This is a genomic window from Photobacterium sp. 53610 (assembly GCF_036409375.1).
Lineage (GTDB): Bacteria > Pseudomonadota > Gammaproteobacteria > Enterobacterales > Vibrionaceae > Photobacterium.
The window spans coordinates 1-23,716 of sequence record NZ_JAXOFS010000022.1 but is presented as its reverse complement, the minus strand read 5'-3'; the positions used below and the strand labels follow the sequence as shown (position 1 = coordinate 23,716).

Annotated in this window: 21 protein-coding genes; 9 read left to right on the top strand and 12 right to left on the bottom strand. The window is 48.4% G+C overall.

Going from position 1 to position 23,716, the window contains the following annotated elements; genetic code table 11:
• The first annotated feature begins 523 nt into the window (after positions 1 to 523).
• Positions 524 to 796, top strand: coding sequence for an AVAST type 1 anti-phage system protein Avs1c (gene avs1c, locus SPK40_RS22530; RefSeq protein WP_330961981.1), 273 nt, complete (start codon positions 524 to 526; stop codon positions 794 to 796).
• 251 nt (positions 797 to 1,047) lie between these two features.
• On the opposite strand, the gene SPK40_RS22525 is transcribed toward avs1c, so the two are convergent.
• The 4 genes from SPK40_RS22525 to SPK40_RS22510 all read right to left on the bottom strand — a co-directional run bounded on the left by SPK40_RS22525 (position 1,048) and on the right by SPK40_RS22510 (position 4,944).
• Positions 1,048 to 1,452 (bottom strand): VOC family protein, encoded by a 405-nt coding sequence (locus tag SPK40_RS22525; protein ID WP_248142567.1) that lies wholly within the window; start codon positions 1,450 to 1,452, stop codon positions 1,048 to 1,050.
• Positions 1,453 to 1,638: 186 nt separating this feature from the next.
• The gene (secF, locus tag SPK40_RS22520; RefSeq protein WP_330961980.1) at positions 1,639 to 2,565 is read right to left on the bottom strand and encodes a protein translocase subunit SecF; all 927 of its coding nucleotides are present in this window, start codon (positions 2,563 to 2,565) and stop codon (positions 1,639 to 1,641) included.
• A gap of 3 nt (positions 2,566 to 2,568) precedes the next feature.
• Positions 2,569 to 4,404: a protein translocase subunit SecD gene (gene secD, locus SPK40_RS22515; RefSeq protein ID WP_442957599.1), complete on the bottom strand. Its 1,836-nt coding sequence runs from the start codon at positions 4,402 to 4,404 to the stop codon at positions 2,569 to 2,571.
• Between the two features lie 75 nt (positions 4,405 to 4,479).
• Positions 4,480 to 4,944 carry a hypothetical protein gene (locus SPK40_RS22510; RefSeq protein ID WP_330961978.1) on the bottom strand — a complete coding sequence of 155 codons (465 nt, stop codon included), beginning with the start codon at positions 4,942 to 4,944 and terminating at the stop codon, positions 4,480 to 4,482.
• Positions 4,945 to 5,251: 307 nt separating this feature from the next.
• Here SPK40_RS22510 and ylqF point away from each other — a divergent pair, with 307 nt between their 5' ends.
• Positions 5,252 to 6,199 carry a ribosome biogenesis GTPase YlqF gene (gene ylqF, locus SPK40_RS22505; protein WP_248142571.1) on the top strand — a complete coding sequence of 316 codons (948 nt, stop codon included), beginning with the start codon at positions 5,252 to 5,254 and terminating at the stop codon, positions 6,197 to 6,199.
• A 735-nt stretch (positions 6,200 to 6,934) separates the two neighbouring features.
• Entirely contained in the window at positions 6,935 to 8,095 is a 1,161-nt protein-coding gene (locus tag SPK40_RS22500; protein WP_330961977.1) for an MFS transporter, read from the top strand.
• Positions 8,096 to 8,744: 649 nt separating this feature from the next.
• On the opposite strand, the gene SPK40_RS22495 is transcribed toward SPK40_RS22500, so the two are convergent.
• Entirely contained in the window at positions 8,745 to 9,650 is a 906-nt protein-coding gene (locus SPK40_RS22495; RefSeq protein WP_248142572.1) for an ROK family protein, read from the bottom strand.
• 73 nt (positions 9,651 to 9,723) lie between these two features.
• On the opposite strand from SPK40_RS22495, the gene SPK40_RS22490 reads away from it, so the two are divergent.
• Positions 9,724 to 9,939 carry an acetyltransferase gene (locus tag SPK40_RS22490; RefSeq protein ID WP_248142573.1) on the top strand — a complete coding sequence of 72 codons (216 nt, stop codon included), beginning with the start codon at positions 9,724 to 9,726 and terminating at the stop codon, positions 9,937 to 9,939.
• A gap of 11 nt (positions 9,940 to 9,950) precedes the next feature.
• On the opposite strand, the gene SPK40_RS22485 is transcribed toward SPK40_RS22490, so the two are convergent.
• The 7 genes from SPK40_RS22485 to SPK40_RS22455 form a co-directional block, all read right to left on the bottom strand.
• Positions 9,951 to 10,565, bottom strand: coding sequence for a PqiC family protein (locus tag SPK40_RS22485; RefSeq protein WP_330961976.1), 615 nt, complete (start codon positions 10,563 to 10,565; stop codon positions 9,951 to 9,953).
• Between the two features lie 2 nt (positions 10,566 to 10,567).
• Positions 10,568 to 12,211, bottom strand: a complete 1,644-nt coding sequence (gene pqiB / locus SPK40_RS22480) for an intermembrane transport protein PqiB (RefSeq protein ID WP_330961975.1) — start codon at positions 12,209 to 12,211, stop codon at positions 10,568 to 10,570.
• Positions 12,208 to 13,551 carry a paraquat-inducible protein A gene (locus SPK40_RS22475; protein WP_330961974.1) on the bottom strand — a complete coding sequence of 448 codons (1,344 nt, stop codon included), beginning with the start codon at positions 13,549 to 13,551 and terminating at the stop codon, positions 12,208 to 12,210. The genes pqiB and SPK40_RS22475 overlap by 4 nt, the downstream gene beginning before the upstream one ends.
• A 274-nt stretch (positions 13,552 to 13,825) precedes the next feature.
• Entirely contained in the window at positions 13,826 to 15,610 is a 1,785-nt protein-coding gene (gene phaC / locus SPK40_RS22470) for a class I poly(R)-hydroxyalkanoic acid synthase (RefSeq protein ID WP_330961973.1), read from the bottom strand.
• A 71-nt stretch (positions 15,611 to 15,681) separates the two neighbouring features.
• The gene (locus SPK40_RS22465; protein ID WP_248142578.1) at positions 15,682 to 16,029 is read right to left on the bottom strand and encodes a phasin family protein; all 348 of its coding nucleotides are present in this window, start codon (positions 16,027 to 16,029) and stop codon (positions 15,682 to 15,684) included.
• Between the two features lie 82 nt (positions 16,030 to 16,111).
• On the bottom strand, positions 16,112 to 17,317 hold the full coding sequence (locus tag SPK40_RS22460) for an acetyl-CoA C-acetyltransferase (protein ID WP_330961972.1): 1,206 nt from the start codon (positions 17,315 to 17,317) through the stop codon (positions 16,112 to 16,114).
• Positions 17,318 to 17,345: 28 nt separating this feature from the next.
• Entirely contained in the window at positions 17,346 to 18,086 is a 741-nt protein-coding gene (locus SPK40_RS22455; protein WP_248142580.1) for an SDR family oxidoreductase, read from the bottom strand.
• A gap of 841 nt (positions 18,087 to 18,927) precedes the next feature.
• Here SPK40_RS22455 and SPK40_RS22450 point away from each other — a divergent pair.
• From SPK40_RS22450 to SPK40_RS22430, 5 genes are all read left to right on the top strand, one after another.
• Positions 18,928 to 19,893, top strand: a complete 966-nt coding sequence (locus SPK40_RS22450) for an AAA family ATPase (protein ID WP_330961971.1) — start codon at positions 18,928 to 18,930, stop codon at positions 19,891 to 19,893.
• Entirely contained in the window at positions 19,890 to 20,867 is a 978-nt protein-coding gene (locus tag SPK40_RS22445) for a DUF58 domain-containing protein (protein ID WP_330961970.1), read from the top strand. Before SPK40_RS22450 ends, SPK40_RS22445 begins: the two co-directional genes overlap by 4 nt.
• Before the next feature lie 3 nt (positions 20,868 to 20,870).
• Entirely contained in the window at positions 20,871 to 21,371 is a 501-nt protein-coding gene (locus SPK40_RS22440) for a DUF4381 domain-containing protein (protein WP_330961969.1), read from the top strand.
• On the top strand, positions 21,364 to 22,326 hold the full coding sequence (locus SPK40_RS22435; protein WP_248142584.1) for a vWA domain-containing protein: 963 nt from the start codon (positions 21,364 to 21,366) through the stop codon (positions 22,324 to 22,326). Before SPK40_RS22440 ends, SPK40_RS22435 begins: the two co-directional genes overlap by 8 nt.
• Positions 22,319 to 23,716, top strand: a 1,398-nt coding sequence (locus SPK40_RS22430) for a vWA domain-containing protein (RefSeq protein ID WP_330961968.1), incomplete at its 3' end; no start/stop codon positions are given. The genes SPK40_RS22435 and SPK40_RS22430, both read left to right, overlap by 8 nt.

Sequence of the window (23,716 nt, the reverse complement as noted above, 5' to 3'; positions counted from 1 at the left end):
GAGCGATATCAATACCAGGTCATCGTGGTTATCTGAATGTGGGGAGAAATGGCCGTTTACAGTCATTTTGTCTAACTAAAAGGTGTCTATCAAGTCGGTGGCTATTCACTTCGAACAAACTCAGTTAGACTGACTGCGTACATTACTGACAGTCCAGAAAATCTTCCTCTTCCCTCTGGGCGATTCTTATCAACAGATAAGCCTTCACTAGAAAACACTAACTTGATTGATACTTGTGCAAATGTTGAAGCTTTACCTGCGTATTTTGGTAGTTTTACACCTGCAATACCAACCACGCACTTCATGAGAATAACTGGAGCAAACAATTCAAATTTGAAACGAGGTTGGTGGAAGTCAGGGCGATTAAAAGAAAAATATGAAGGAGCTCCGACGCATGAGGGGTGCTTCTTGTCTATTGATTTGAATGCACTCAGGTTACCACGTGGGTTCAGCTTGATTTGGGTATTTGAGTTGGATCTTGAGCCTATTGGGTTAGTTTCTTTCGGATAATGTTGGAGGATGTATGAAATTTGAACCAATGGAAACACCAGAAACTAGGTCGGAGTTCGAACTACGATTTCACTATCTGCACAACATCATCAAACAAGGGAAGTTTCATGTAAATGCTAATGTTCCTATGGAAGGAATACTTAAAGTAAGAAAACTTCCAAATGGGCGGATTGACTTCCTAAGTGTTGATGAACAAGCTCGCCTTAACGCAAACAATATGTATCATATGCGCAATTTCAAGATACCCGATGACATTGATCTTGATGAATTTATAGATGAGAGCTAAATACCATTATTCACCCAAGCAGAAGAAGATAACGAGGTACTTAGCCTAAAAATATGATTTTTTAGGCTTTGAGATAGTGAGTTTTCTAAAAAAGTTTGATAAATGCTATAATTGAGGTATTAACAGTGAAAAACTCAAACTAACCACTTGTTAAAGTTGGTTTTTTCATAGAAAAGTCATATTTTGCGTCATAACCTTTTTCCAAGGGTAGATCGCTATTCCACTGCTACAGGTTCCATTTTCCTGCTCAATTACTGCATATCATTCACATACTGAATCACTGACACCACAGCGCCGCAAGGATCCATGATGGCACACATTCGGCCAACATTTGGCACATCCATGGGCGGATACATCGCTTTACCACCAGCTGCCTCCGCTTTTGCCAGACAGGCATCCACATCATCGACCGTGATATAACTCCACCAGCCGATCTGAGCATCCTGGCACTCTGCCGTACGCTCCATGATTCCGCCAACCGGATCATCACCCGCCTTAATAATGTGATACAGCCGTCCTTCCTCCGCTCCGGGCATCGGAACGGATTCTATCTTCCAGCCAATCACTTTTGTGTAGTATTCAATGGCCTTCTGAGCATCATCGACCACGAGTTCAGCCCAGCTGAATGCGCCCTGGTGTTTAAACGGGTTTTCCATAGATCCTCCGGTTTCTGGTGAATGTCGCAAATCAAAGATAGTCGTGCCTGAATATCTGTGCCAGCTGGCGCGACATATTCAGTCATCGCCAAAGGCAATGCTGCCGGAAACGCCTCCGGAGCCATTCAACCATGTCAACCCAATCAAAAAAGCCAGCTTTCGCTGGCTTTTCTCAAAGATGAGTCGTTAAGGCGCCAAATCGACCTCAACCGGCAGGTAATGTTTGGGTTCCAGTTTTAACCACTCCGGCAAAACCGTCCCAATTGAAACGGACGACCAGGTGCCGGAAATAATGCCGATAAACATGGCAGTCGCGAAGCCTTCCAATGGAGCACCGCCCATGAACCACAATGCCGCAACGGTGATCAGCGTGGTCCCTGAGGTCACCATCGTGCGCGAAAACGTTGCAATCACGGCCTGATCGTTGATATCTGCCGTCGGTGTTTTCTGTTTCGCCACCAGGAGCTCACGAATCCGGTCTGCAATAATGATGGAATCATTCAGAGAGTATCCGAGAATCGCCAGCACTGCGGCAAAGACCGTCAGGTTAAACTCCATCTGAGTCAGCGCAAAAAAGCCCAGCACCAGCACAACATCGTGAATCAGCGCCAGCAGTGCGCCGCTGGCAAGGCGCCATTCGAAACGAAAACAGAGATAACCCAGGATGCACAGCATGCACACCAGCAACGCTAAGCCACCCTGTTCAGTCAGATCCTGACCAACCTGAGAACCCACCATACTGTTACTGATGATCTCTACCTGACCGGACACCTGCTGGAGCAACTGATCGATAGCGGGCGGCGTCTGTCCCTGCTCTGTATCTTGTCCAGGCTCCTGATTGGCCAAAGGATAACGAATGACCCAACGCCCTTCTTCACCGGATTTAGTCACGGAGGTGGACTCACCCAGCGCTGGTTTCAGGACATCCAGCAGCTGATGGTTTGTCACCGAGCGGCTGACCACCGCTTCTGTCACCATACCACCGGTAAAGTCCAGCCCCATGTTCAAGCCTCTGACAGCAAGTGCTGCCAGAGAAATCACCATCAGCGCAATTGACAAGACGCTGGTGATATAACGAATTTTCCGGATACGGGATTTCAGATATTGAACCATGATTTATACCCTCACTTCACGACGACTGTCGCGTCCCCAAATCAGATTGATCAATGCGCGTGAAGCAAATACGCCGGTAAACATGCTGGTCAGCAGACCCAGTCCCAAAGTTAGCGCGAAGCCCTGAATGGGCCCGTTACCAATCGAGTACAAAATCAATGCTGTAATCATTGTGGTGATGTTAGCATCCAGAATGGTACTGAAGGCACTGCTGAAACCGAGATCGATCGCCTGAGCAAAACTGCGGCCCTCTGCCAGTTTGTCTTTGATCCGTTCAAAGATCAGTACATTGGTATCGACGGCCATCCCCACCGTCAGCACCAGACCCGCAATACCCGGCAGCGTCAGCACAGTCCCTGGCAGCAACGCAATCAAACCCAGCAGGCACACCATGTTTGCCATCAGCGCCACGTTTGCGACCCATCCGAGGCGTCTGTACCACAACGCCATGAAGGTCAGCGTCATTGCCATTCCTAATGCCAGTGCAGAAAAACCGTTCTCAATATTTTCCGCCCCCAGTGATGCGCCAATCGTTCGCTCTTCAACAATCGTCACCGGCGCGGTCAGAGATCCGGCACGCAGCAACAGCGCAAGCTGCTGTGCTTCTTCTGTTGAGCCGGCACCAGTAATACGGAACTGATTCCCCAGTTGCGACTGGATCGTGGCCACACTGATGACACGTTCGCTGCGCTCCGTTTCTCCCCGCACATTGGTTTTGTATTCCCGGTAGACAGTCGCCATCCGCTTGCCGATGTGTTTGCCTGAAAAATCGCTCATCATCTTGCCCCCGGCATGATCGAGCGAAATATTCACTTCAGAGAAACCCATTTGATCGGCGCCGGCACGGGCATTGACGATGTGATCACCGCTCAGCACCGGACGTTTGTTCAGCACCACGGTTCTGCCACTGTTGTCTTTCAGGACCAAATCATCACTGGAAACGGCTTCTGAGCCGGTTTTAACTTCATAAAACGCCAGACTTGCAGTCGCACCAATGACCTTTTTCGCCTGTGACGGGTCCTGTACACCCGGCAGCTCAATACGAATGCTATTTTCACCCTGACGCTGAACCAGCGCTTCGGTAATGCCCAGCTCTTCGATACGATCCCGCATGATCTTCAGGTTCTGTTGCAGCGTCGCCGACTGAAAATCGAGTTTATTCTGTTTAGTCGGCGTTACAGTCAGGCTGCCTGAACCCCGTTTTACATCCCAGCCCGGATAATTCTGTTTCACAAACTGACTGGCCTGACTGAGTTCAGTCTCTGATTTCGTAGTCACACTGAATCCGTCACTGCCTTGCCGGCTGATGCGGACCGATCGCAGATATTCACTGCGCAACATGTCCTTCACGTCATCCACTATGGTGTCGCGCTGCTCCTGAAACGCTTTGTCGACGTCCACATGAAGCAGGAACTGCACACCTCCACGCAGATCCAGACCTAACTTAATCGGACTGAAACCCAGTTTTCCGTACCATTTTGGTGCAACAGAAACGTACGAGTATGTGATGTTATCGCCATCTTGAACCCGTTTATCCAGTGCTTCACGCGCATGAGACTGCTCAGCTTCGTTGCCGAAAACCAGTACCATCTGATTGTTCTGCTGTGTAATTTCCTGTGGTTCAACGCCTTGTGCTGTCAGATATCTGTTCACACTGACAACATTGCCAAGCGCACCGCCCGGATTGGCAGACTGAATCTGGATTGACGGTTGTTCACCATACCAGGTCGGAATAGCACTGAGTGCCAGAATGACAACAGTGACCACCAGTACCACGTACTTCCACGCAGCATAGTGGTTTAGCACCCTGGACGATGCTCTAGAATTATTTTTCTTCATCAATATCCCCTCAGCGTCATTATGCCGAGTTAAAAAATAAGAATTGTGACAACGTCACCTATTTGAAAGGGAATATCAGCTGAAGTACTGGCTATTCAACGCCACATACATAGCGTTGGTTTCTTTCCAGCCGGAAAGACGATAGGAAGTGGGAAAATCCTGATACGAGGCGTAACTTGGCTGCCGAACTAAACACAACGGCAAACGAGGAACAGACACGGGATAGAACGGCGGCGTGTCCAGAAGATCCGGCTCACCGTCATGGAGATTGTTTCGGTCTGGAATATTCCAGCGATAGGAATGAAGAATCGCAACCGCGTAACCGGAGTGATGAGTTTCCGAAACCGGTGACGGATTCTGTGGCTTTTGATGCTGAGTCTCATGTTCACAGAGAACAGCATCAATCAGCTGCGACTGCGAAATCACAGTTGATTTAACTGTTATCGCAGCGCCTTTGTCGTCCAGGCACGCCATCGCCTGCGCAGGAAATACCAGCGCTAAAAACGATAGCCAGAAAATACGAATCACATGCCAGGACATCAGGTTGCCTACTTCTAAAACTACAAAGCAGTGTATGTCTGAGTGAGACGCCGCTCAAGGAAAATTTTTGGGTCAATCTTTGCGTTTCCAGCCAATGCTGATTTCGGTATGAGCTTACTCTATCCCCGCCCGCCTACCATGCCTTACCGGATTAGTGTTAAGATCACAAAAAACAACGCGACTTGTGGGCTGTAATCATACGGGTTGCAAGCTAGCTGGTTTAAAACAGTAAGAGGGTTTTCCCTTGCTTTTTTATACTTCAGTTTTTGCTTTCCACAAGGCAACACCAAAAAGGTTTATTTTTCAAATGTCTAGCACAAGTATCCAGTGGTTTCCGGGGCACATGCATAAAGCCCGTAAAGAAATTGAAGAAGCCATTCCTAAAGTCGATGTCATTATTGAAGTGCTTGATGCACGTATTCCTTTCAGTAGTGAAAACCCGCTCATTGCCTCGATTCGTGGTGATAAGCCGGTGATCAAAGTGCTGAACAAACGTGATCTGGCCGATCCTGAGATGACAGAACACTGGATTGCACATCTGGAAAAAGAACACAACGTGAAAGCAATGGCGATCACGACGGAGAACCAGAATGAAGTCCATAAAATTCTGGAACTGTGCCGGAAACTTGCGCCGGGCCGTGAAGAAATGGGCAAGAACATTCGGACCATGATTATGGGCATTCCGAATGTCGGTAAGTCGACCATCATCAACACTCTGGCTGGCAGATCCGTTGCTGTCACCGGCAACCAGCCTGCGGTAACCCGCCAGCAGCAACGCATTAACCTGCAAAACGGCATTGTCCTGTCTGACACGCCGGGAATTCTGTGGCCAAAAGTCGAAAACCCGCACAGCGGTTTCCGTCTGGCTGCGACCGGTGCAGTGAAAGATACCGCCATGGATTACATTGATGTGGCCTTCTATACCATTGAGTATCTGAAAGACGCCTACCCTGAGTTGATTCAGCAGCGTTATGAACTGGACGATGAACTGCCGGAAACTGACATTGAGCTGATGGAAGCCATTGGACGTAAGCGCGGTTGTCTGCGCTCCGGCGGTAAAGTTGATTTACATAAAGCCTCAGAAATTCTGATCAATGAGCTACGTAACGGCACCCTTGGCAAAATTACCATGGAACGTCCGGAAATGATCACTCAGGAACTGATTGATGTGGCCATTGAGAATGAACGGAAAGCCGCTGAAAAAGCCAAGAACAAAGAAGAACGACGTAAGCGTTACCTGAGAAACAAAAGATAATAAAAAAAGGTGCTGTTCCCCCGCTACGCGGAACAGCACCCCAGTCAATCATTGACAAAATGTACCTACACTCAGTAGTCCGCGATGATGCGGAGATCACTTCCAATCTAAACCTGTCAGATTACAAGAATATCACCATCGCAGCCTGACTATCTAAAAGCACACATCATGCCAACTTTTCATCTCATTGTTTTTCAATGTTTTTTCCATTCTGCATCTGCCCTATTTCATTGATTCTCAATCGGCTATGCACAGCTTCAGTGAAGCGCTGCACCAAAAGGTATAATCAACCACGGCCCGACATCAGAATTTTTCACGAAATTAATTTTCAGCCAGCCTATTCAATTTGTACGTTTTTTAAACAAAAACAATAGAAAGATCACAAATCATTCCATTACTAAACAATAAGCTTCACGCAATAAATAAATTCATTAAGCACATGAAAAAATTGAATAAATCATTTATTTAACATGGTAATAACCTGATGTAATACACATACCTCTAAAGACAGCCATTTCCTTATATTTAGTGTGAGAAAATCCATGTTTGGATATTACTTTTTCTCATTTTACCTCACCCATTTTTCAGTCCATATTCACCGAAAATTTGCAGGGAACCGGGCCACAACAAAGCCGGATGACCTGTAACACATCCTGCAAAACCCTGAGCGGACCTATCGCTGTCACCGAGACAGCTTTTTTCGGGTCTGCCCCCTGAAATCTGGAGAGAAGTGTAGTGAGTGAAATCACTGCTGCGCGTCAGTCTGGCGGTATTTTTGTACCCGTTGCCGGACTGACCGCTTTTGCGATTGCATCGGGTTATCTGATGAGCCTGATTCCGCTGACGTTAAATTATTATGAACTGCCTGCATCACTTGCAAGCTGGCTGGCCAGTATCTTTTATCTGGGTCTGCTGATTGGCGCATTGCTAGTTGAAAATGTTGTGGCCCGTATTGGACACCGGCTGTCTTTCATCGGATTTCTGCTCATGCTCGCGCTGACGATCATCATCATGCCGGTCATGGCCGAACAATGGGTCTGGCTAGTTGCCCGATTGATTGCCGGTGTCGCTGTCGCTGGTATTTTTGTGGTTGTGGAATCCTGGTTGCTGATTGGCGACAGTAAGAAAGAACGTGCCAAACGCCTGGGCTTTTATATGACCGCACTTTATGGGGGCGGAACACTAGGGCAATTCGGCATTGGTTTTATTGGTGTCGAAGGCTTGGTGCCATTTTTCAGCATTCTGGCACTGCTATTCATCGCGATTGTGCCGGCACTGGTTTCGAAACAATCTCAGCCAGCCTGTGAGCAACATATCAGCCTGACCACAAAACAGATCCTGGCTTTAAGCAAACCTGCGGTTCTGGGCTGTCTGGTCTCCGGGATTGTGATGAGTTCTATCTACGGTATGCTGCCTTTTTCTTTACAGTTACAAGGCCTGAACGCGGAGCAAATCAGTGGTCTCATGGCCTCAACTGTACTCGGCGGCATGGCAATTCAGCCAGTGGTCAGTGCGCTCTCCTGCCGGATGAGCAAATCACTGCTGATGGCAGCAGCCTGTCTGCTGGGCATTTTTGCCACAGGCTTCATGAGCTTGGTTGAGGGTTACTCTGTGATGGTGATTGGACTGGCAATGCTGGGCATGTCATCTTTCGCACTTTACCCGATTGCGATTTCACTTGCCTGCGATGAACTGGATTCGTCTCAGATCGTTTCTGCAACTCAGATCATGCTGTTCAGCTACAGTGTTGGCTCTGTCATCGGGCCTCTGACTGCAGGACGTTTTCTTGTGCAGGCGCACGGGCTGATGAATTTCTTCTTTATCGCGCTGGCCAGCACAGCTGTGTACATGCTGATGGCGAGTCTGAAGCAAAAGCCGCAAGTTGTTGCCGGCTGATTTTTGAAAGGACAGAAAAAAGAGCGGGCGCAACTTTCGTTGCGCCCTTAGGTCTTACTTGCAGCAATCCCGCTACGATAGTGCTCCCTGCATCATTCCATGATACTGCTGTTTCCTTCAGCGTTCCCTATAACTCCATCCTGGAGGTGTTCCATTTGGTCTTACCTTGACCCGTTGCAACGTCCTGCTACAACTCTCTTCTCCATCCTGGAGGTGTCCCTGGCTTCATCCTGAAGCGGTCCTTTTGTCATCCTGACCAGTAAGCATCCTACTTACTGTATCGAATCCATCCGATATCCCTTCACAGTCCTTGTAGATACATCATCCTAATGCACCTGCCTCATCCTGAAGCTGCCAATTCCATGGCCAGTTCCTGTTCCGTTCCGTCAGTTCCTTCCGACGGGGTAAAGATTACTTGATTCAGATTTCTTCGCAACGAACAGAGATCACACTTTTAATGTCGATTAAAACAAAAAAACCACAATACAATTTAAATCATTGAAACAAAAGGAAATAAAAAATCGAGCATAGCATTCACCCCCTGAAAATAATCGCTATTTCCCACGCGCTTGTGAGATATCTCTTACAAGGGCTCTGGATAATTACGCAGAAATATCCTTTATTTCTTCAATCCAAAGTATAAAAAAATCTACTTCACCAACATGGCAGCACCAAAAACGCCGGCACTGTCGCCCAGAATTGGCTTCACGATAGGCGTATTGAACACCGGATTAAACAAATGCGGCATGACCGCCTTTCTGCCTGCGTCATAGAGCAAATCAATATTGCCGACGCCTCCGCCAACCACAATGACATCCGGATCCAGAACATTGACGATCTGGGCCACAGCCAGACCGAAGTAATGCATTAACCTGTTCTGAATAAACAAAGCATCGGGGTCTTCATGCTGTGATAACTGTATAATGTCGTTCAGTGGTCGCCGATGACCAGTGCGTTGATGATAAGCAATTTCCAGCCCCTGTCCTGAAATAACGGTTTCCAGACACCCCCGTTTTCCGCAATAGCATGCCCGGCCATCCGGCTCAATCACGTTATGCCCCCACTCACCTGCAATCCCGTGCAAGCCGTGAATCACTTTTCCGTTCACCACAATCCCGGCTCCAACTCCGGTGCCCATAATAATGGCGAACACGACTTCCGCCTCCGGATGAATTTGCTGCACCACCCCAAGGTGTGTTTCTGCCAGTGCAAGGCAATTCGCATCATTGGCCAGCCGGACCTTCACTTTCAGTAAATCCGCCAGATCCCGATGCAATGGCTTACCATTCAGGGCGGTTGAATTACAGTTCTTCATCAACCCAGTTGCGGGATCCAGCGCACCTGGTGTTCCAAAACCAATTTCAGAAGGATAGCAACCTAACATTTCGGCACAATGCGAGACCAATCGCTGAATCTGATTCAGAATATGGGCGTAGCCACGTTCCGCCTGACTGGGAATACGTTCGCGCAAGACACAGCGATCATCTTCTCGGGACATCACCGCACATTCCACTTTTGTCCCGCCTAAATCTATGCCCCAGTAATACTTATCCATTCATGACGCCCTTTTCCCAGACTAAGATAAAATCGACCATAATTAGAGTACCCCAAGACAGGAGGTTCGCTCTATGTTTCTGAAAGAATCCAAAAGCGGCGATTTGGTTGATGTGGTCGACATGGCTTCACTCACCAACCCATTTAAAAGACATGTGACTGTGCAGTTTCAGTCGGGTGAAGATCTGGCAGATCCGGTGATGATAGAGAAACAGCACCTGGCTTTCCCATCCGGCGAAGGACTGCCAGAATGCTGGATCAACGGCTACTACCGATTACAAAACCGCTAACCCGCCAGCGTTCACTCTGCCTGATAAAGCACTGAAGATGATAATCGTTGCGCAATTTGTGTGGTAAGACGGCTGACCGCTTCCGAAAGTGCATTCACCTGAGCGCTGTAACCCGGCTCTTTTAAGGGAACCTGAAAACTGAATGGCTGTACGGTTTTCAGATTCCCTGATTGTCCGACCAGCAGCCATTCGCCGCTGAAATGCGCTGAACCTGAGTAATGACCATTAAATTCATTGACCCGGACCTGCAACTTGGGCACATTTACTGACTGAATTGCCGCGGAACGCTCCGTTGGCCAGTATCTTGACTGTTTGAGCCGTAAATCTCCATTGATGCGCCGGGTCAGCTGGCGAACAATGTCTTCTGCCCAAAGGTTCTGCTGTGCCTGAACCACGGCAGTTTCACTGGTTTGATAAACCAGACCGGTGCCTGCCAGATGCAACGCCATCTCAACCGGTGACACAACCAGTAAAGGCTGCTGCGTCACAATCCCCGGTGCCGTTTGTTCCGGCGCCTGCGGCAGCAAATAGGTTGTGATATCCGATTCTTCCGGTTGGCTGCTGCATCCGGTCACAGCCAGACCGGCTGCAAGCAGCGCACTCAGAAACCTGTCTCGCATATTCATGCTTATTCTCCTGCTACCGGAATCGGGTCTTTGCCCTTGCTGTCAGAAAAAATCAGCGAATTCGGCTTATCATTCACCTGCCGGAGCACAGGCTGAAGCTCTTTCATCACTTGCTCAAAACGAATCAGTGCCTGTTCCAGATTCCTGTACGTTGTCCCCTCCGAGCCATAACTGCTGAGTGTCGCCTGAATCTGAGCCAGGCTATTTCGAAGCTCAGCCGGTATCGCCTGAGTGTCCTTTTGTGCAAGCAGCACATTAACATTTTTTGCAGCCTGTTCTGCCGCTTTCAGCGTTTTTGCCGTCGCCGCCAGTGTCTGAGTCAATCCATTAAGTGTGTCTTCCAGTGGTAAGTTGTTCATTTTATCCAGTAAAGAAGCCACCTGTTTCTGGATCTCAGCAAATCCGCCAGCGATAGTCGGGAACACATCATAATCTTTATAAGTCAGTAAACCAGGCACAGGTTCTTCGGTATAAAACTCAACATCAACCATGAGTTGTCCCGTCAGAAAGTTTGCCGTTTTCAGTGATGCCCTTAAGCCTTTTCTGAACTGACTGCTGAGGTTGTCATGTAAATCCTGCAGATCCTGAGTGTCCACATATTCCTGAACACGTGCTAATTCAATACGGACCAGAACCGGAATCTGCTGGTTTGAAAAACCCTTGCTCTGATTTGGCAGCCGCAACGGCACCTTAGAGACAGTCCCGATGCGCACGCCCCGATACTCCACCGGAGCCCCCTGATTCAGCCCCCTCACCGATTCATCGAATAGCATCACATATTCCAGATACCGATCGTAAAAGCGTTCGCTCACTTCATTCTGATTGTTATACAGCCTGAAGCGGCTGAGTTGTTTGGTCACCAGTTCACCCGGCTCTGATCCTGCAGGTACATTGAAACTCACCCCGCCAGTCAGCAACGATTCCACAGAGCCGATTTTGAGATTAAAGCCTTCTGCCGACATTCTCAGTTCCACTCCTGATGACAGCCAGAATCGGGTCCGTTTGCGGATCAGGCTGTCATAAGGCTCAAAAATGAATAACTGATAGTTAGCTTTTTTGGTCTGGGTATTAAAGCTCACCTTCTCGACACGACCAACCGTAAACCCTTCATATAGAACAGGATCGCCGATACTGAGCTTACCGGCTTCTTGGTGCGTCAAGATTAATCGCAGACCTCTAGCATCCGGAGGTGCCACAGGCGGTGTATCCAGAACAGTAAATGTATGTTTTTCTTTTTCTTCTACACCGGGCTGCAATTCAATGTAAGCGCCTGACAGTAAAGTCTCCAGTCCGGAAATTCCCTGCTTCCCGATCCGTGGTTTCACAACCCAGAACCGGGTATCCGTTTTCAGCATTCTGGCTGCATCTTTATCCATTTGAGCCGTGGCCATAATGGAGTTGTAATCATCACTCAGTTTTACATCCGTGATGATCCCCACTTTCACATTCAGCGCTTTAATTTCTGTTTTCCCGACTTCAATTCCATCCGCAGTGGTCAGTTTGAGGGTAATTTCAGGTCCTTTGCTGGCCAGAAACTGTATCAGCATCCAAAAACCAATGACGAGTGCGACCAGCGGTACCAGCCAGATCAGAGATAACTGCCGGATTTGACTGACTTCAGCCTGCGGCGGATCTTGTTCACTCATATCCGGTGTTCCTTCTGTTTGGTTGTTGTCGGAAGACCTGACGTGACCTGAGGCTGCTGGGCAGCAGGCGTCACATCCTGCCAGAATATCCGGGGATCAAAGACCATCGCCGCCAGCATGGTCAGAATCACAACTGAGGCAAATGACAAAGCCGCAGGTCCCGGATAAATCGCCATCAGGTTCTGTAACTGTACTAACGCCACTAAAAGCGCAACGACAAAAATATCAATCATTGACCACCGGCCGATAAATTCAGTCAGACGATACAGCTTCAGGTGGCGAATTGCCTTCCGTTCTTCATTGTCGTCATGCCGCGCTGCTTTAATAAACAACCAGCCCAGTGCACAAATTTTTGCCAGCGGGATGATCACACTGGCAAGAAAGATCACCATTGCAATTGGGTAGGAACCGTGATGCCAGAGCAGCACCACCCCGCCAATAATGGTTGAACCCTCCGATTTTCCAAGGCTCACGGTATACATCATGGGATAAAAATTGGCCGGAAAGAGAAAGACAACTGACGCAAGCAGTAATGCCCAGGCATACTGAAGGTTTTTCCATGGATGATAAGGATGCAGCTTTCCTCCGCACCGCAAACATCGGTTATGGCCTTTTTCGGGAAGCGGATTCAGCTGGGCACAGACATGACATGCAATATGATTCTGTGAATGATGACTATCGCCCGCTTTCACGTCAGGTAACGGTACCATGGGCGCGAACTGCAACCATAACCAGGTGCGGTCAACCATGGAGACACATTTCACCACCAGCACGGTATAAAGACAGAATGCCCAGAAAGACATCCCAAGCCCGACATCAGCCAGTGCAGCGATTTTGACCAGACTCACCAGAATACCAATCAAGAACACATCGACCATCAGCCAGGGTTCAATGCGTAATGTCAGCCTGCACAGACGTTTCACCCGCTGATTCACACTGTCTCGATTAATTTTCCCATGCTTGCCTGACAGCCAATACAGGTAGAGCACAGAGGAAACATAACAAGCCGGTAGCACCACAACGGTCAGTAAAAGCAGCAGGGCCAAGGGTCCATTTTCGAACTGGCTGAGCATTTCCGCCGAATGCATCAGCGTAATCTCCTGCCGGATTCCCTTCACACTGAAAGACATAAACGGAAAACTGACACTCAGAACCAGCATCATCAGACAGGCTATGCCGTAAGCCAGTGTGCGATGTTGCGGATGTGGGACTGTTTTCATCAGCAGATGACCACAACGCGGGCAATTGGCACGCTGTCCAGGTGCAAGCTCAGGCAAAGTTACAACAAGGCCGCACTCCTCGCAGCCTGTAATACCAGCCGTCTGTCTTTCCTGCTTCATTCTGTGCCCACTTTCACTTCCCCATGTCACCAGTATAGATAGGGACAATTCCAAAGTTGGCTTTTATTACCGATAAAACGTTCAAATACAGAGAGATGAATTTGGATAATGGCACTAATTCAAGAAAAGACCATTGAACGTCTTTCATCCGTCAGCACAACATCAAGAAGCAATCTCCATCGTGATCGGCGGCGATTCATGAATACAAAAAAAGCCAGTGGAAACCACTGGCTTTATTCAGACTTCAAATGGCAATGAATTCAGCACCAATCACTCAGCTTTTATTCGAAAACTCAATGGGTAATGTCTGTTTCACATAATCACCAGGGGCGGCACCGATTGCTGAGTAACTTTCGTTCCCTATCTCTCGTGCCGGAACCTTTTCTTCGGTATTGAAACCATTCAGCCAGTTATTCCAGTGCGGCCACCATGAACCATCGTGCCGTGCAGCTCCTGCCAACCAGCTTTCCGGATCCGCGGCGGCTTTATCATTCGTGTAGAAGCCATACTTTTTCTTATCCGGGTGGTTAATAATACCGGCAATATGACCCGATTCACCCAGCACAAATACAGAATTGCCATTCAATACCTGTGCACCACGATAAGTTCCCTGCCACAAGGCAATGTGATCTTCCTGAGTTGAAATAAAGTAGCTTGGCACTTTGATTTTCGACAAATCAATATAAACGCCACCGACTTTATAGCCCTTCGGATCCATTAACTTGTTTTCCAGATAGAACTGACGCAGCAAAGTGCTGTGACAGGCTTTGGCGACATTGGTGCTGTCACCATTCCAGAACAACAGGTCGAAATCGATTGGACTATTCCCTTTCAGGTAGTTATTCACGTAATAGTTCCAATACAGGCTGTTTTCACGTAGCAGGCTGAAAGTCACGCTAAGCGAACGACCGTCCATATAACCTTTCAGCTCATTCTGCGCTTCAATCGCCGAAATGATTGGATCATTAATATAGACACCAATCTCACCAGGCTGCGAAAAGTCCAGAATCGTTGTAAAGAATGTGGCTGATTTCACCCGATTTCGCATTCGTTTGGCAGCACTGTATGCCAGCGCAGTCGCCAGCAACGTACCGCCGATACAATAACCGACCGTATGAATCTGTTTTTCATCCGAGACACTTTCAACGACATCCATAGCTTTCAGTGCACCATCTAATACATATGTATCAAAGTCCACGTCCTGCATTGTCGCATCAGGATTGCGCCAGGAGATCATAAAGACCGTGTGCCCTTGCTCAACCAGCCAGCGTGCCATGGAATTCTTCTCACGAAGATCCAGAATGTAATATTTGTTGATAAATGGCGGAACAATCAGTACTGGCGTCGCATTCACTTTTTCAGTCAGCGGCTTATACTGAATCAATTCAAACAAATCGTTTTTAAAAATTACTTCTCCAGGAGTATTGGCGATGTTATCGCCCACCTGGAAAGCATCACCATTGGTCATGCGAATTTTAAGCACATCAGCGCTGGACTGCATGTCTTCATGCAGAAGCTCCATCCCTTTAATCAGGTTCTGACCATTCGATTCAACAGTCAGTTTTGCCAGCTCAGGGTTGGTTGTAATGAAATTGGTCGGCGACAACGCGTTAATGGCCTGGCGTGAGAAAAAGCTCAGTCGCTCTTTTGCTTTCTCATCTAAACCTTCAATCGAGTCGATGGTTTCTTTCATCTTATTGCTGAATAACAAATAAGACTGTTTGATGTAATTATAAAAAGCTTCATTTTGCCAGGCAGGATCAATAAAGCGCTTGTCATCATGCTCTGGCATGACAACATCTTGGTTTTCTCCAGTCTTAGTAACACTTTGCAAAATTTTCATCTGGCTTTCAAACCAGTCCATCTGAATTTTTGCAATGACGGCAGGCTGCGCAGATGCCTTTTCCAGCCAGGCCGTTGTATCTTCCAGGTTCAACTCACTCATGGCTTTGTTGAACGGGGTATTAATGGCTGCCTTGCCGGAATCAAACTCCTTCCACCACGCTTGGTTCATTTCCTGGAGTTTAGCAAAGTAGTCCGTGAAAAAATTCGGGTTCATCGCAATGACCTCTGCTTTTGGACTAAAAATGCCGCCCACAAGGCGGGACGGCATTAAGGAAGGAATCGAACTTAAGCTGGAGTAACTTGCTTTACGTTTTCAGCAACCAGTTCTTCAACTTCAGCTTTGAAGCCTTGAGCCAGTGCAGAAAACTTATTGCTGTCTTCAACCAGTTGTTGAGACAGTTTCGTCAGGTTTTCCAGTTGCTGACCTTGGAAGGTCGTCAGTGATTGCAGATCCTTGATTTCACTGATCGCTTTCAGTTGAGACAGACCCAGATCGCTGTAAGCACGAACAGCAGCCAGTTGAAGTTCAGTCAGCTCTTCCACATTCTTTGTGAACAGCTTGTTGAATTTCACATAAGGTGCCAGCGTTTTTTCAGTTTGCTCTGAGAATGACTTAAACATTTCCGTATACATAATATGTTTCCTTAATTTAAGTGCTATTTAAGTGCTATTTAAGCGCCTGCCGAAACAGGCGCAAATTGAGTAATGCTTAGTTTCAGACACTTTTCAGTACGATTGCCGTACCCATACCGCCACCGACACAGAGTGTTGCAAGGCCATATTCTGTACCGCGGCGACGCATCTCATGGAGCAGGCTGACGATAATACGGTTACCTGACGCTCCCAGCGGGTGACCCAGTGCAATCGCACCGCCATTCACGTTACTGCGCTCGGCCAGGTCTTCAACCTTGGTATTCAACGCATCAGACAACTCATGCAAAACGCCCAGTGCCTGTCCAGCAAAGGCTTCGTTAAACTCAAACAAACCGACTGATTCAATATTCAATTCAGCTTTTTCCAGCGCTTTCACCACAGCAGGAACAGGGCCAAGGCCCATGACCTCAGGTGCAACACCAGCTTGCGCATAACTTTGAATTTCTGCCAGTGGGGTTAAACCATACTTCTCAACTGCAGCTGCAGAGGCTACGATAATGGCGCTCGCACCATCATTGATACCCGATGCGTTCCCGGCGGTAACGCTCCCGTCAGGTTTGAAAGCCGGACGAAGTTTTTGCAGACCTTCTAAGGTTGCATCAGCTTTAGGATATTCATCGGTATCGACTGTTTTGGTCTCACGGCGCACTTTCACTTCAACAGGGATAATTTCATCCACGAATTTACCCTGCTCAATCGCAGCAACCGCTTTTTGCTGACTTGCGAGTGCAAAGTTATCCTGTTGTTCACGAGTCAGACCAACCTTTTCCACAACGTTCTCAGCGGTCACACCCATGTGATACTGGTTAAAGACGTCCGTCAGACCATCATTAATCAGTAAGTCTGTCAGTTGCAGGTTACCCATTTTCTGACCGTCGCGAATGGAAGCCGGTATAGTGAAAGGAATCTGAGACATGCTTTCTGCACCAGCAGCAACAACCAGCTCTGCATCACCTGCTTTAATATGTGCTGCAGCATCCATAACCGCTTTCATGCCGCTGCCACAAACCATGTTCAGGCTATAAGCCGGTACATGCTCAGGAATGTCAGCATAAATTGCAGCCTGGCGGCCAGGACCCATTCCCTGGCCCGCACCCACAACGTTCCCCAAAATCACTTCATCCAATTTCGCGGGATCAACATTCGCCTGAGTCAGCGCGGCTTTAATCGCAACAGCTGCCAGTTGTGCAGGTGAGACAGATTTTAGTGCGCCGTTAAAGCTACCGATTGGGGTACGCTTCGCTGCAACAATATAGACTTTGGTCATGTTTCAAGTGTCCTTACTTCGAAAAAAGTTAGTGCATGTATAAGCCGCCGTTTACCGAGAGGGTTTCACCGGTAATATAGGCAGCAGCATCGCTGGCAAGGAAATTCACAGAAGCCGCAACTTCACTTGGCTGTGCCAGGCGCTTCATAGGAATCTCTGCTTTAATCGCATCCAGTACTTCAGTTTTGATGGCTTCAACCATTGGAGTCCCCGTGTAACCCGGTGCAATCGCATTTACAGTCACACCATAACGAGCACCTTCTGCGGCAAGCGCTTTGGTAAAGCCAATCATGCCTGCTTTTGCTGCAGAATAGTTCGCCTGCCCAAACTGCCCTTTCAGGCCATTCACAGATGAAATGTTGATAATACGGCCAAAGCCTTTATCACACATTGAAGCAAATAGTGGATGAGTGACATTAAACAGACTATTCAGGTTGGTCGTAATCACTTCATTCCATTGCTGAACTGTCATGCGTTTAAAGGTGCTGTCGCGGGTAATACCAGCATTGTTTACCAGCACATCAATCTTACCTTCTTCTTTTAAAAGAGTGGCCAGCGCCTCTTCACAATATGCTGCGTCTGTCACATCCAGAGGAAATAATCGAACCTGAGATTCAGAATAGTTATTTTCCGCAAACCATTCTTTCGCTTTTGCTTCACCCGTTGGGAAATACGTGGCAACGACTCTATAACCTGCATCTACTAAGCCCTGAGTAATTGCAGAACCAATACCACCTTTAGCGCCAGTTACTAATGCTACCTTAGTCATCAAGCAGACTCCTTTCCATCCTTTTATCAGCACAAATCAATATTTATCAAAAGTTTATTTGTGCTTTCACTGATGAGAACCTGTTGCTGTACACCTGAACCAGACTTGTTCTCAACTCCACTCTTACGCAGCGTAACGATCCCACAAGTCACTTGCGTGAAATTTACATTGCATAAATATTATAAGAACACAGACACATATAGATATCAACATAGGGTATCTGTTTGGACACCAAAATCCCTGTATGGAATCAATCTAGAACCAATTAATCGATTACACAATAGGTGCGATTTGTTAACGGAATATTTCAATGCATGAGTAATGCCAAGTTTACAAAATTCTACATTTCAAACATTTTCCCGCTGTCTCTTTTATATTCCGGTCGCATTTTTCAATTGATTGCACTTTTCCAGTGCAAGGTTGCACCAATTTTTAACTGACTCTTGTATGAAATACCGAGGAAACTTTTTTTGATCCAAAACAAAGAAATGAAGCAAAAACGCAACATAAAAAACACATCTGACCAGTTAAAAACGTGATATTGTTAATTCGATCATCTTTTATTTTTCTCAAGTTTTTTCTTAAAAAGAGACTTTAATCACCCAAGAAGTGTAAAAAAGAAAAATAACATTTATCATTTTCCCCGTATTTACTGTGAACTTTCTTTACATGACAAAGTCGAATCTGATGAAAGTAAGCCAACTGACTAGATTACTTTTCAATGATAGAGCTGCCACCGTTCTGGAAGTGTTTTTATCTGGCCGACCAAGCTCACCAGATCCCCTCCAGAGCCTGCGTCAGCAGATGAGAGTTCACAGACGTTCCAAGGATAATCAAACCCATGCTTTCAAAGACCTTTCAGCAACTCGAACAATACTTACAACAACAGGTCATTGGACAACCCGACATGGTGCAACAACTGCTCATTGCACTCTTAGCCGACGGACATATCCTTGTTGAAGGGCCCCCAGGACTGGCAAAAACCCGAGCGGTCAAAACACTGGCCGAATGTATTGAAGGGGATTTCCACCGTATCCAGTTTACCCCTGACCTGTTACCGGCAGATTTGACAGGAACAGATATCTTCCGTCCCGAAACCGGAGAATTTGTTTTTCAGCCCGGCCCTATTTTCAACGCCTTGCTCCTGGCCGATGAAATTAACCGTGCGCCGGCAAAAGTTCAGGCCGCCATGCTGGAAGCCATGGCTGAAAAACAAATCACTGCGGGCAGAAACACTTATCCTCTGCCTGAGCTGTTCTTAGTGATGGCAACCCAAAATCCAATTGAGCAGGAAGGAACCTATCCGTTACCCGAAGCTCAGTTAGACCGTTTCCTGCTTCAACTGAATGTTGATTACCCGAATGCAGAAAGCGAGCTGGCGATTTTGCGCCTGAACCGTGGTGAAGCACTTGATCATCACCATCATGAACAACCGGAAGCTGTACACCTCAGCCAGCAGGATATTTTCAGTGCAAGAAAAGAAGTACTGCAGATACACATGGCAGAGGAAGTAGAGCAATATATCATCCGTCTGGTGATGGCTACACGGGAGCCCCAACGTTACAGTGATGAACTGGCCGCCTGGCTGCAGATGGGCGTCAGCCCGCGGGCCACCCTGGCACTGGATCGCTGTGCCCGTGCGTTTGCCTGGCTGCAGGGCCGTGACTTTGTCACACCTGAAGATATACAAAAAATGGCTTACCCGGTTCTGAGACATCGTTTATTGCTGAGCTATGAAGCACAAGCTGAAGGCATCGCACCCGATCAAATCATTCTTTCACTCATTCAGCAGGTCACCAGTGCATGATCAGGGCAACAGACACAAATCCCCCGGCTTTGCCACCGCACAGTAGTGGGTACAGTTTATGTCTGGCCGAGCTGTTATTGTATAAAAATCAATCCGTAAAATGGTTGCCACCAGCGCGTAGCGTCTGGTCCCAGCTCAATGGTCAGCACCTGAGCCGACAAAAAGGTAGAGGGATGAATTTCGCTGAAGTGCGTCCCTATCAGCCGGGTGATGACATCCGGGCAATCGACTGGCGGGTCACAGCGCGAACGGGTAAAACCCACACCAAGCTGTTCAGTGAAGAACGTGAACAGCCAGTTATGCTGCTGGTGGATTTCAGCCAGAGCATGCGTTTCGGAAGCCGTTTATTACAGAAATCGGTGCAGGCTGCTCACTTTGCCAGTTTGTTAAGCTGGCTGGCCATTCAGCAGCAAGACCGTATCGGAGCCTTAATCTATAATGGTTCCGCACTGAGTGAGTGCAAACCAACGGCCAGACAGCAAGGTCCCTTGGCTGTGCTAAACACCATGATCAACATGCACCAGCATGGTGCGCCAGCGCCTGAACACAAAAAAATTCACTTTTCTGATGTACTCAGGCATATGCATCACCTTTGCCCTAAAGGCAGTGAAATCATTGTGTTGAGCGATTTTTATTCGTTACAGCAAAGCGATAAAAAGAGGCTCAGTCAGTTACGCAGCCATAACCGGGTCCAATTTGTCCATTTGTACGATCCACTAGAGCTGGGCGATACCCTATATCGTGGCCGGGAATATGTCTCAGATCGCCAACGGTCGGCCTGGATTAACTTTGGTGCACCCAGCACCAGAAAAGAGCTGGAGACACAGTTCACCCGGCATCTTGAAAATCTGTCAGAACTGGCGTCATCACTGGCCATTCCGCTGCACTCTCTTTCTGCAGGCACACCGTTACTGAAGCAATTAGGCCAGACATCCCGTCATTCGACCAGTCAGACACAGTTAGATAAGTCGTAACCTATGACACAAACACAGACACATCCGCTACAACTGGCAGAACTGCATCTGCCATCACCGCCCGATCTCTGGCCTTTAGCCTGGGGATGGTGGGTATCCGCTCTGGCACTCATCCTGTCAGCAGCACTGATTTACTTCGTCGCCAGACAGCTCCAGCAAAAAAGACGCCAGCAGGCTGCAAGAAAACTAGCCTTAGCGCGTCTGAAACAAGCCGGCTCTGTCTCAGAGATCAATACGCTGCTCCGGCAGACTGCCTTAACTTACTTTCCGCGTGCTCAGGTTGCCGGTCTGAACGGCAATGCATGGCTGACATTTCTGGATCATCAGCTCCAGCCTCAACATCAGGGATTTATCGCACTCAGTGAGACCTGGACAACTGCAATGTACGCACCGCAGGTGGAAAACGACATTCTGAGCCATTGCCGGGCTCAGGCTGTCATCTGGGTCAAACATCTGCAGCTCCCGCAACACGCACCGAACGATCAGGGAGAAAGCCATGTTTGAGTTTATCTGGTGGTGGGCCTTTGCACTGCTTCCCCTGCCCTGGTTTGTTTATCGTTTCACCCGTCCGGTAAAACCCGTGTCTGCCATAACTCTGCCCGTATTACCGGGTGATTCAGGCATCAAACCTAAACGCCGCTGGTCCGCAGTCGTTACCTGTCTTTGCTGGCTGTGCCTGATTGCCGCGGTTGCCAGACCCGTCTGGTTTGGTGAACCAGTACAAATACAGCCGGAACACAGAGATATGCTGCTGGCTGTAGACTTATCCGGCTCAATGTCGATTGAAGATATGGCTGATTCGCAAGGGAATGCGATTGACCGCCTGACCGCAGTCAAACATGTCGTCAGCGATTTCATCAGCAACAGGCAAGGCGACCGTCTGGGTCTGGTGTTATTCGCCAACCACGCATATTTACAAACGCCCCTGACATTCGATCTCAGTACAGTACAACAACAGCTGAAACGGGCCGTACTGGGTTTGATTGGTCAGAGCACTGCGATTGGAGAAGGACTGGGCATTGCGACCAAAACCTTCATTCACGGCGAAACGCCACAACGCGTAATCATCCTGCTCAGTGACGGAGCGAATACGTCAGGTGTGATTCATCCGATGGAAGCCGCCAAGCTGGCCGCTGAAAATCAGGTCAAAATCTATACTGTCGGCATTGGCGCCGAAGAAATGGTTCAGCGAGGCTTATTTGGCAATCGTATTGTCAATCCTTCACAGGATTTAGATGAAAAAACGCTGACTCAAATCGCCACTCTCACCGGCGGGCAATATTTCAGAGCCAGAAACCCGCAGGAACTGGCTGAGATTTATCAAACCATCAATGAACTCGAGCCTGTCTCCAGCGCCAGTCAAACCTGGCGACCCAGAGAAGAACTGTTTCGTTTTCCGCTTGCCGGAGCGTTATTTTTGAGTGTACTCCTGGCAGTTAACTGGAGGCGTTATGGCTGACTTTAGTTTTTTACATCCTGACTGGCTGCTGGCTTTGCTGCCGCTCTGTGTGCTGCTGCCCTGGTTAATCAAAGGCCGGGGACAATCCGGCTTGATCGCCCCTCATCTGCAAACCAGCACAGAAAACCAATCCGCTCGAAGTCATATGCTCCCGGTAATCCTTCTGGGTACCGGATGGCCGCTGACGGTGATCGCCATGGCAGGGCCAAGCTGGCAAAAACAGCAACTACCGAGCTATAACCTGAGTCAGGCCAGAGTGCTCATCATGGACATGTCTAATTCCATGTATGCCACGGATCTGCACCCGAACCGTCTTGCACAGGCTAAATACAAAGCGCTGGACCTCCTGCCCCACTGGCAAGAAGGCACTACCGGACTGATCGCATACGCCGGTGATGGCTACGTTGTCAGTCCGCTCACTCAGGACAGTACCACCCTGGCCGGATTAATCCCGGGTTTATCGCCGGATATTCTGCCGATTCAGGGCAGCAATGCGGCGGCGGGCATACAAGAAGGGATCAATCTGCTCAAACAAGCGGGTCACGCTCAGGGGGATCTGATCCTGATCACCGACGGCCTGAGCGCCAAGGAAGCCGAGAAAACCACTTCACTGTTAACCGGAACGGACTACCGACTCTCCATTCTTGCCGTAGGCACGGCTCAGGGGGCACCGATCACCATGCCTGACGGCCGGTTGCTGCAGGATAATCAAGGTCAGACGGTCGTCAGCAAGTTGCATCCGGAGCGTCTGCAATCCCTCGCGCGCGAACACGAAGGCGTGATGGTCAAATGGCGGGGCAATGATCAGGACATTACTGCGTTGATTCAAGCTTCGTCTCGGATAGGTTCAGTCACCCAAGCAGATAAAGAAAAGACCATTGAAGAAAAACTGAATGGTGGTTTCTGGCTGTTACTGCCGCTGCTGCTGATTTTCCTCCCGGCATGCCGCAAAGGGGCTGCTTTGGTTTTACTGCTTGGTATTTTTGTTCCGGTTGATCACCCTGAAGCCTCCCCGTGGCTGAACCAGAGTCAGGAAGCCTATGAACTCTATCAGCAAAAAGATTATGAAAAAGCCGCTGAACAGTTCCGCTCTCCCGCCTGGAAAGGTGCAGCGCAGTATCAGGCAGGTGATTATGATGGCGCTATTGAAACCCTGTCGGATTTAACCGATCCGCAGTCACGTTATAACTTAGCAAACGCTTATGCACAATCCGGCAAGCTGGAGAAGGCGAAGGATATTTATCAGGATTTACTGCTTCAGCATCCGGAAAATCAGGACGCCAAAGCGAATCTGAATACGGTGGAATCCCTCCTCAAGCAAAAGCAGCAGGAGAACCAACAAGGCCAACAAGGCCAACAAGGCCAACAAGGCCAACAAGGCCAACAAGGC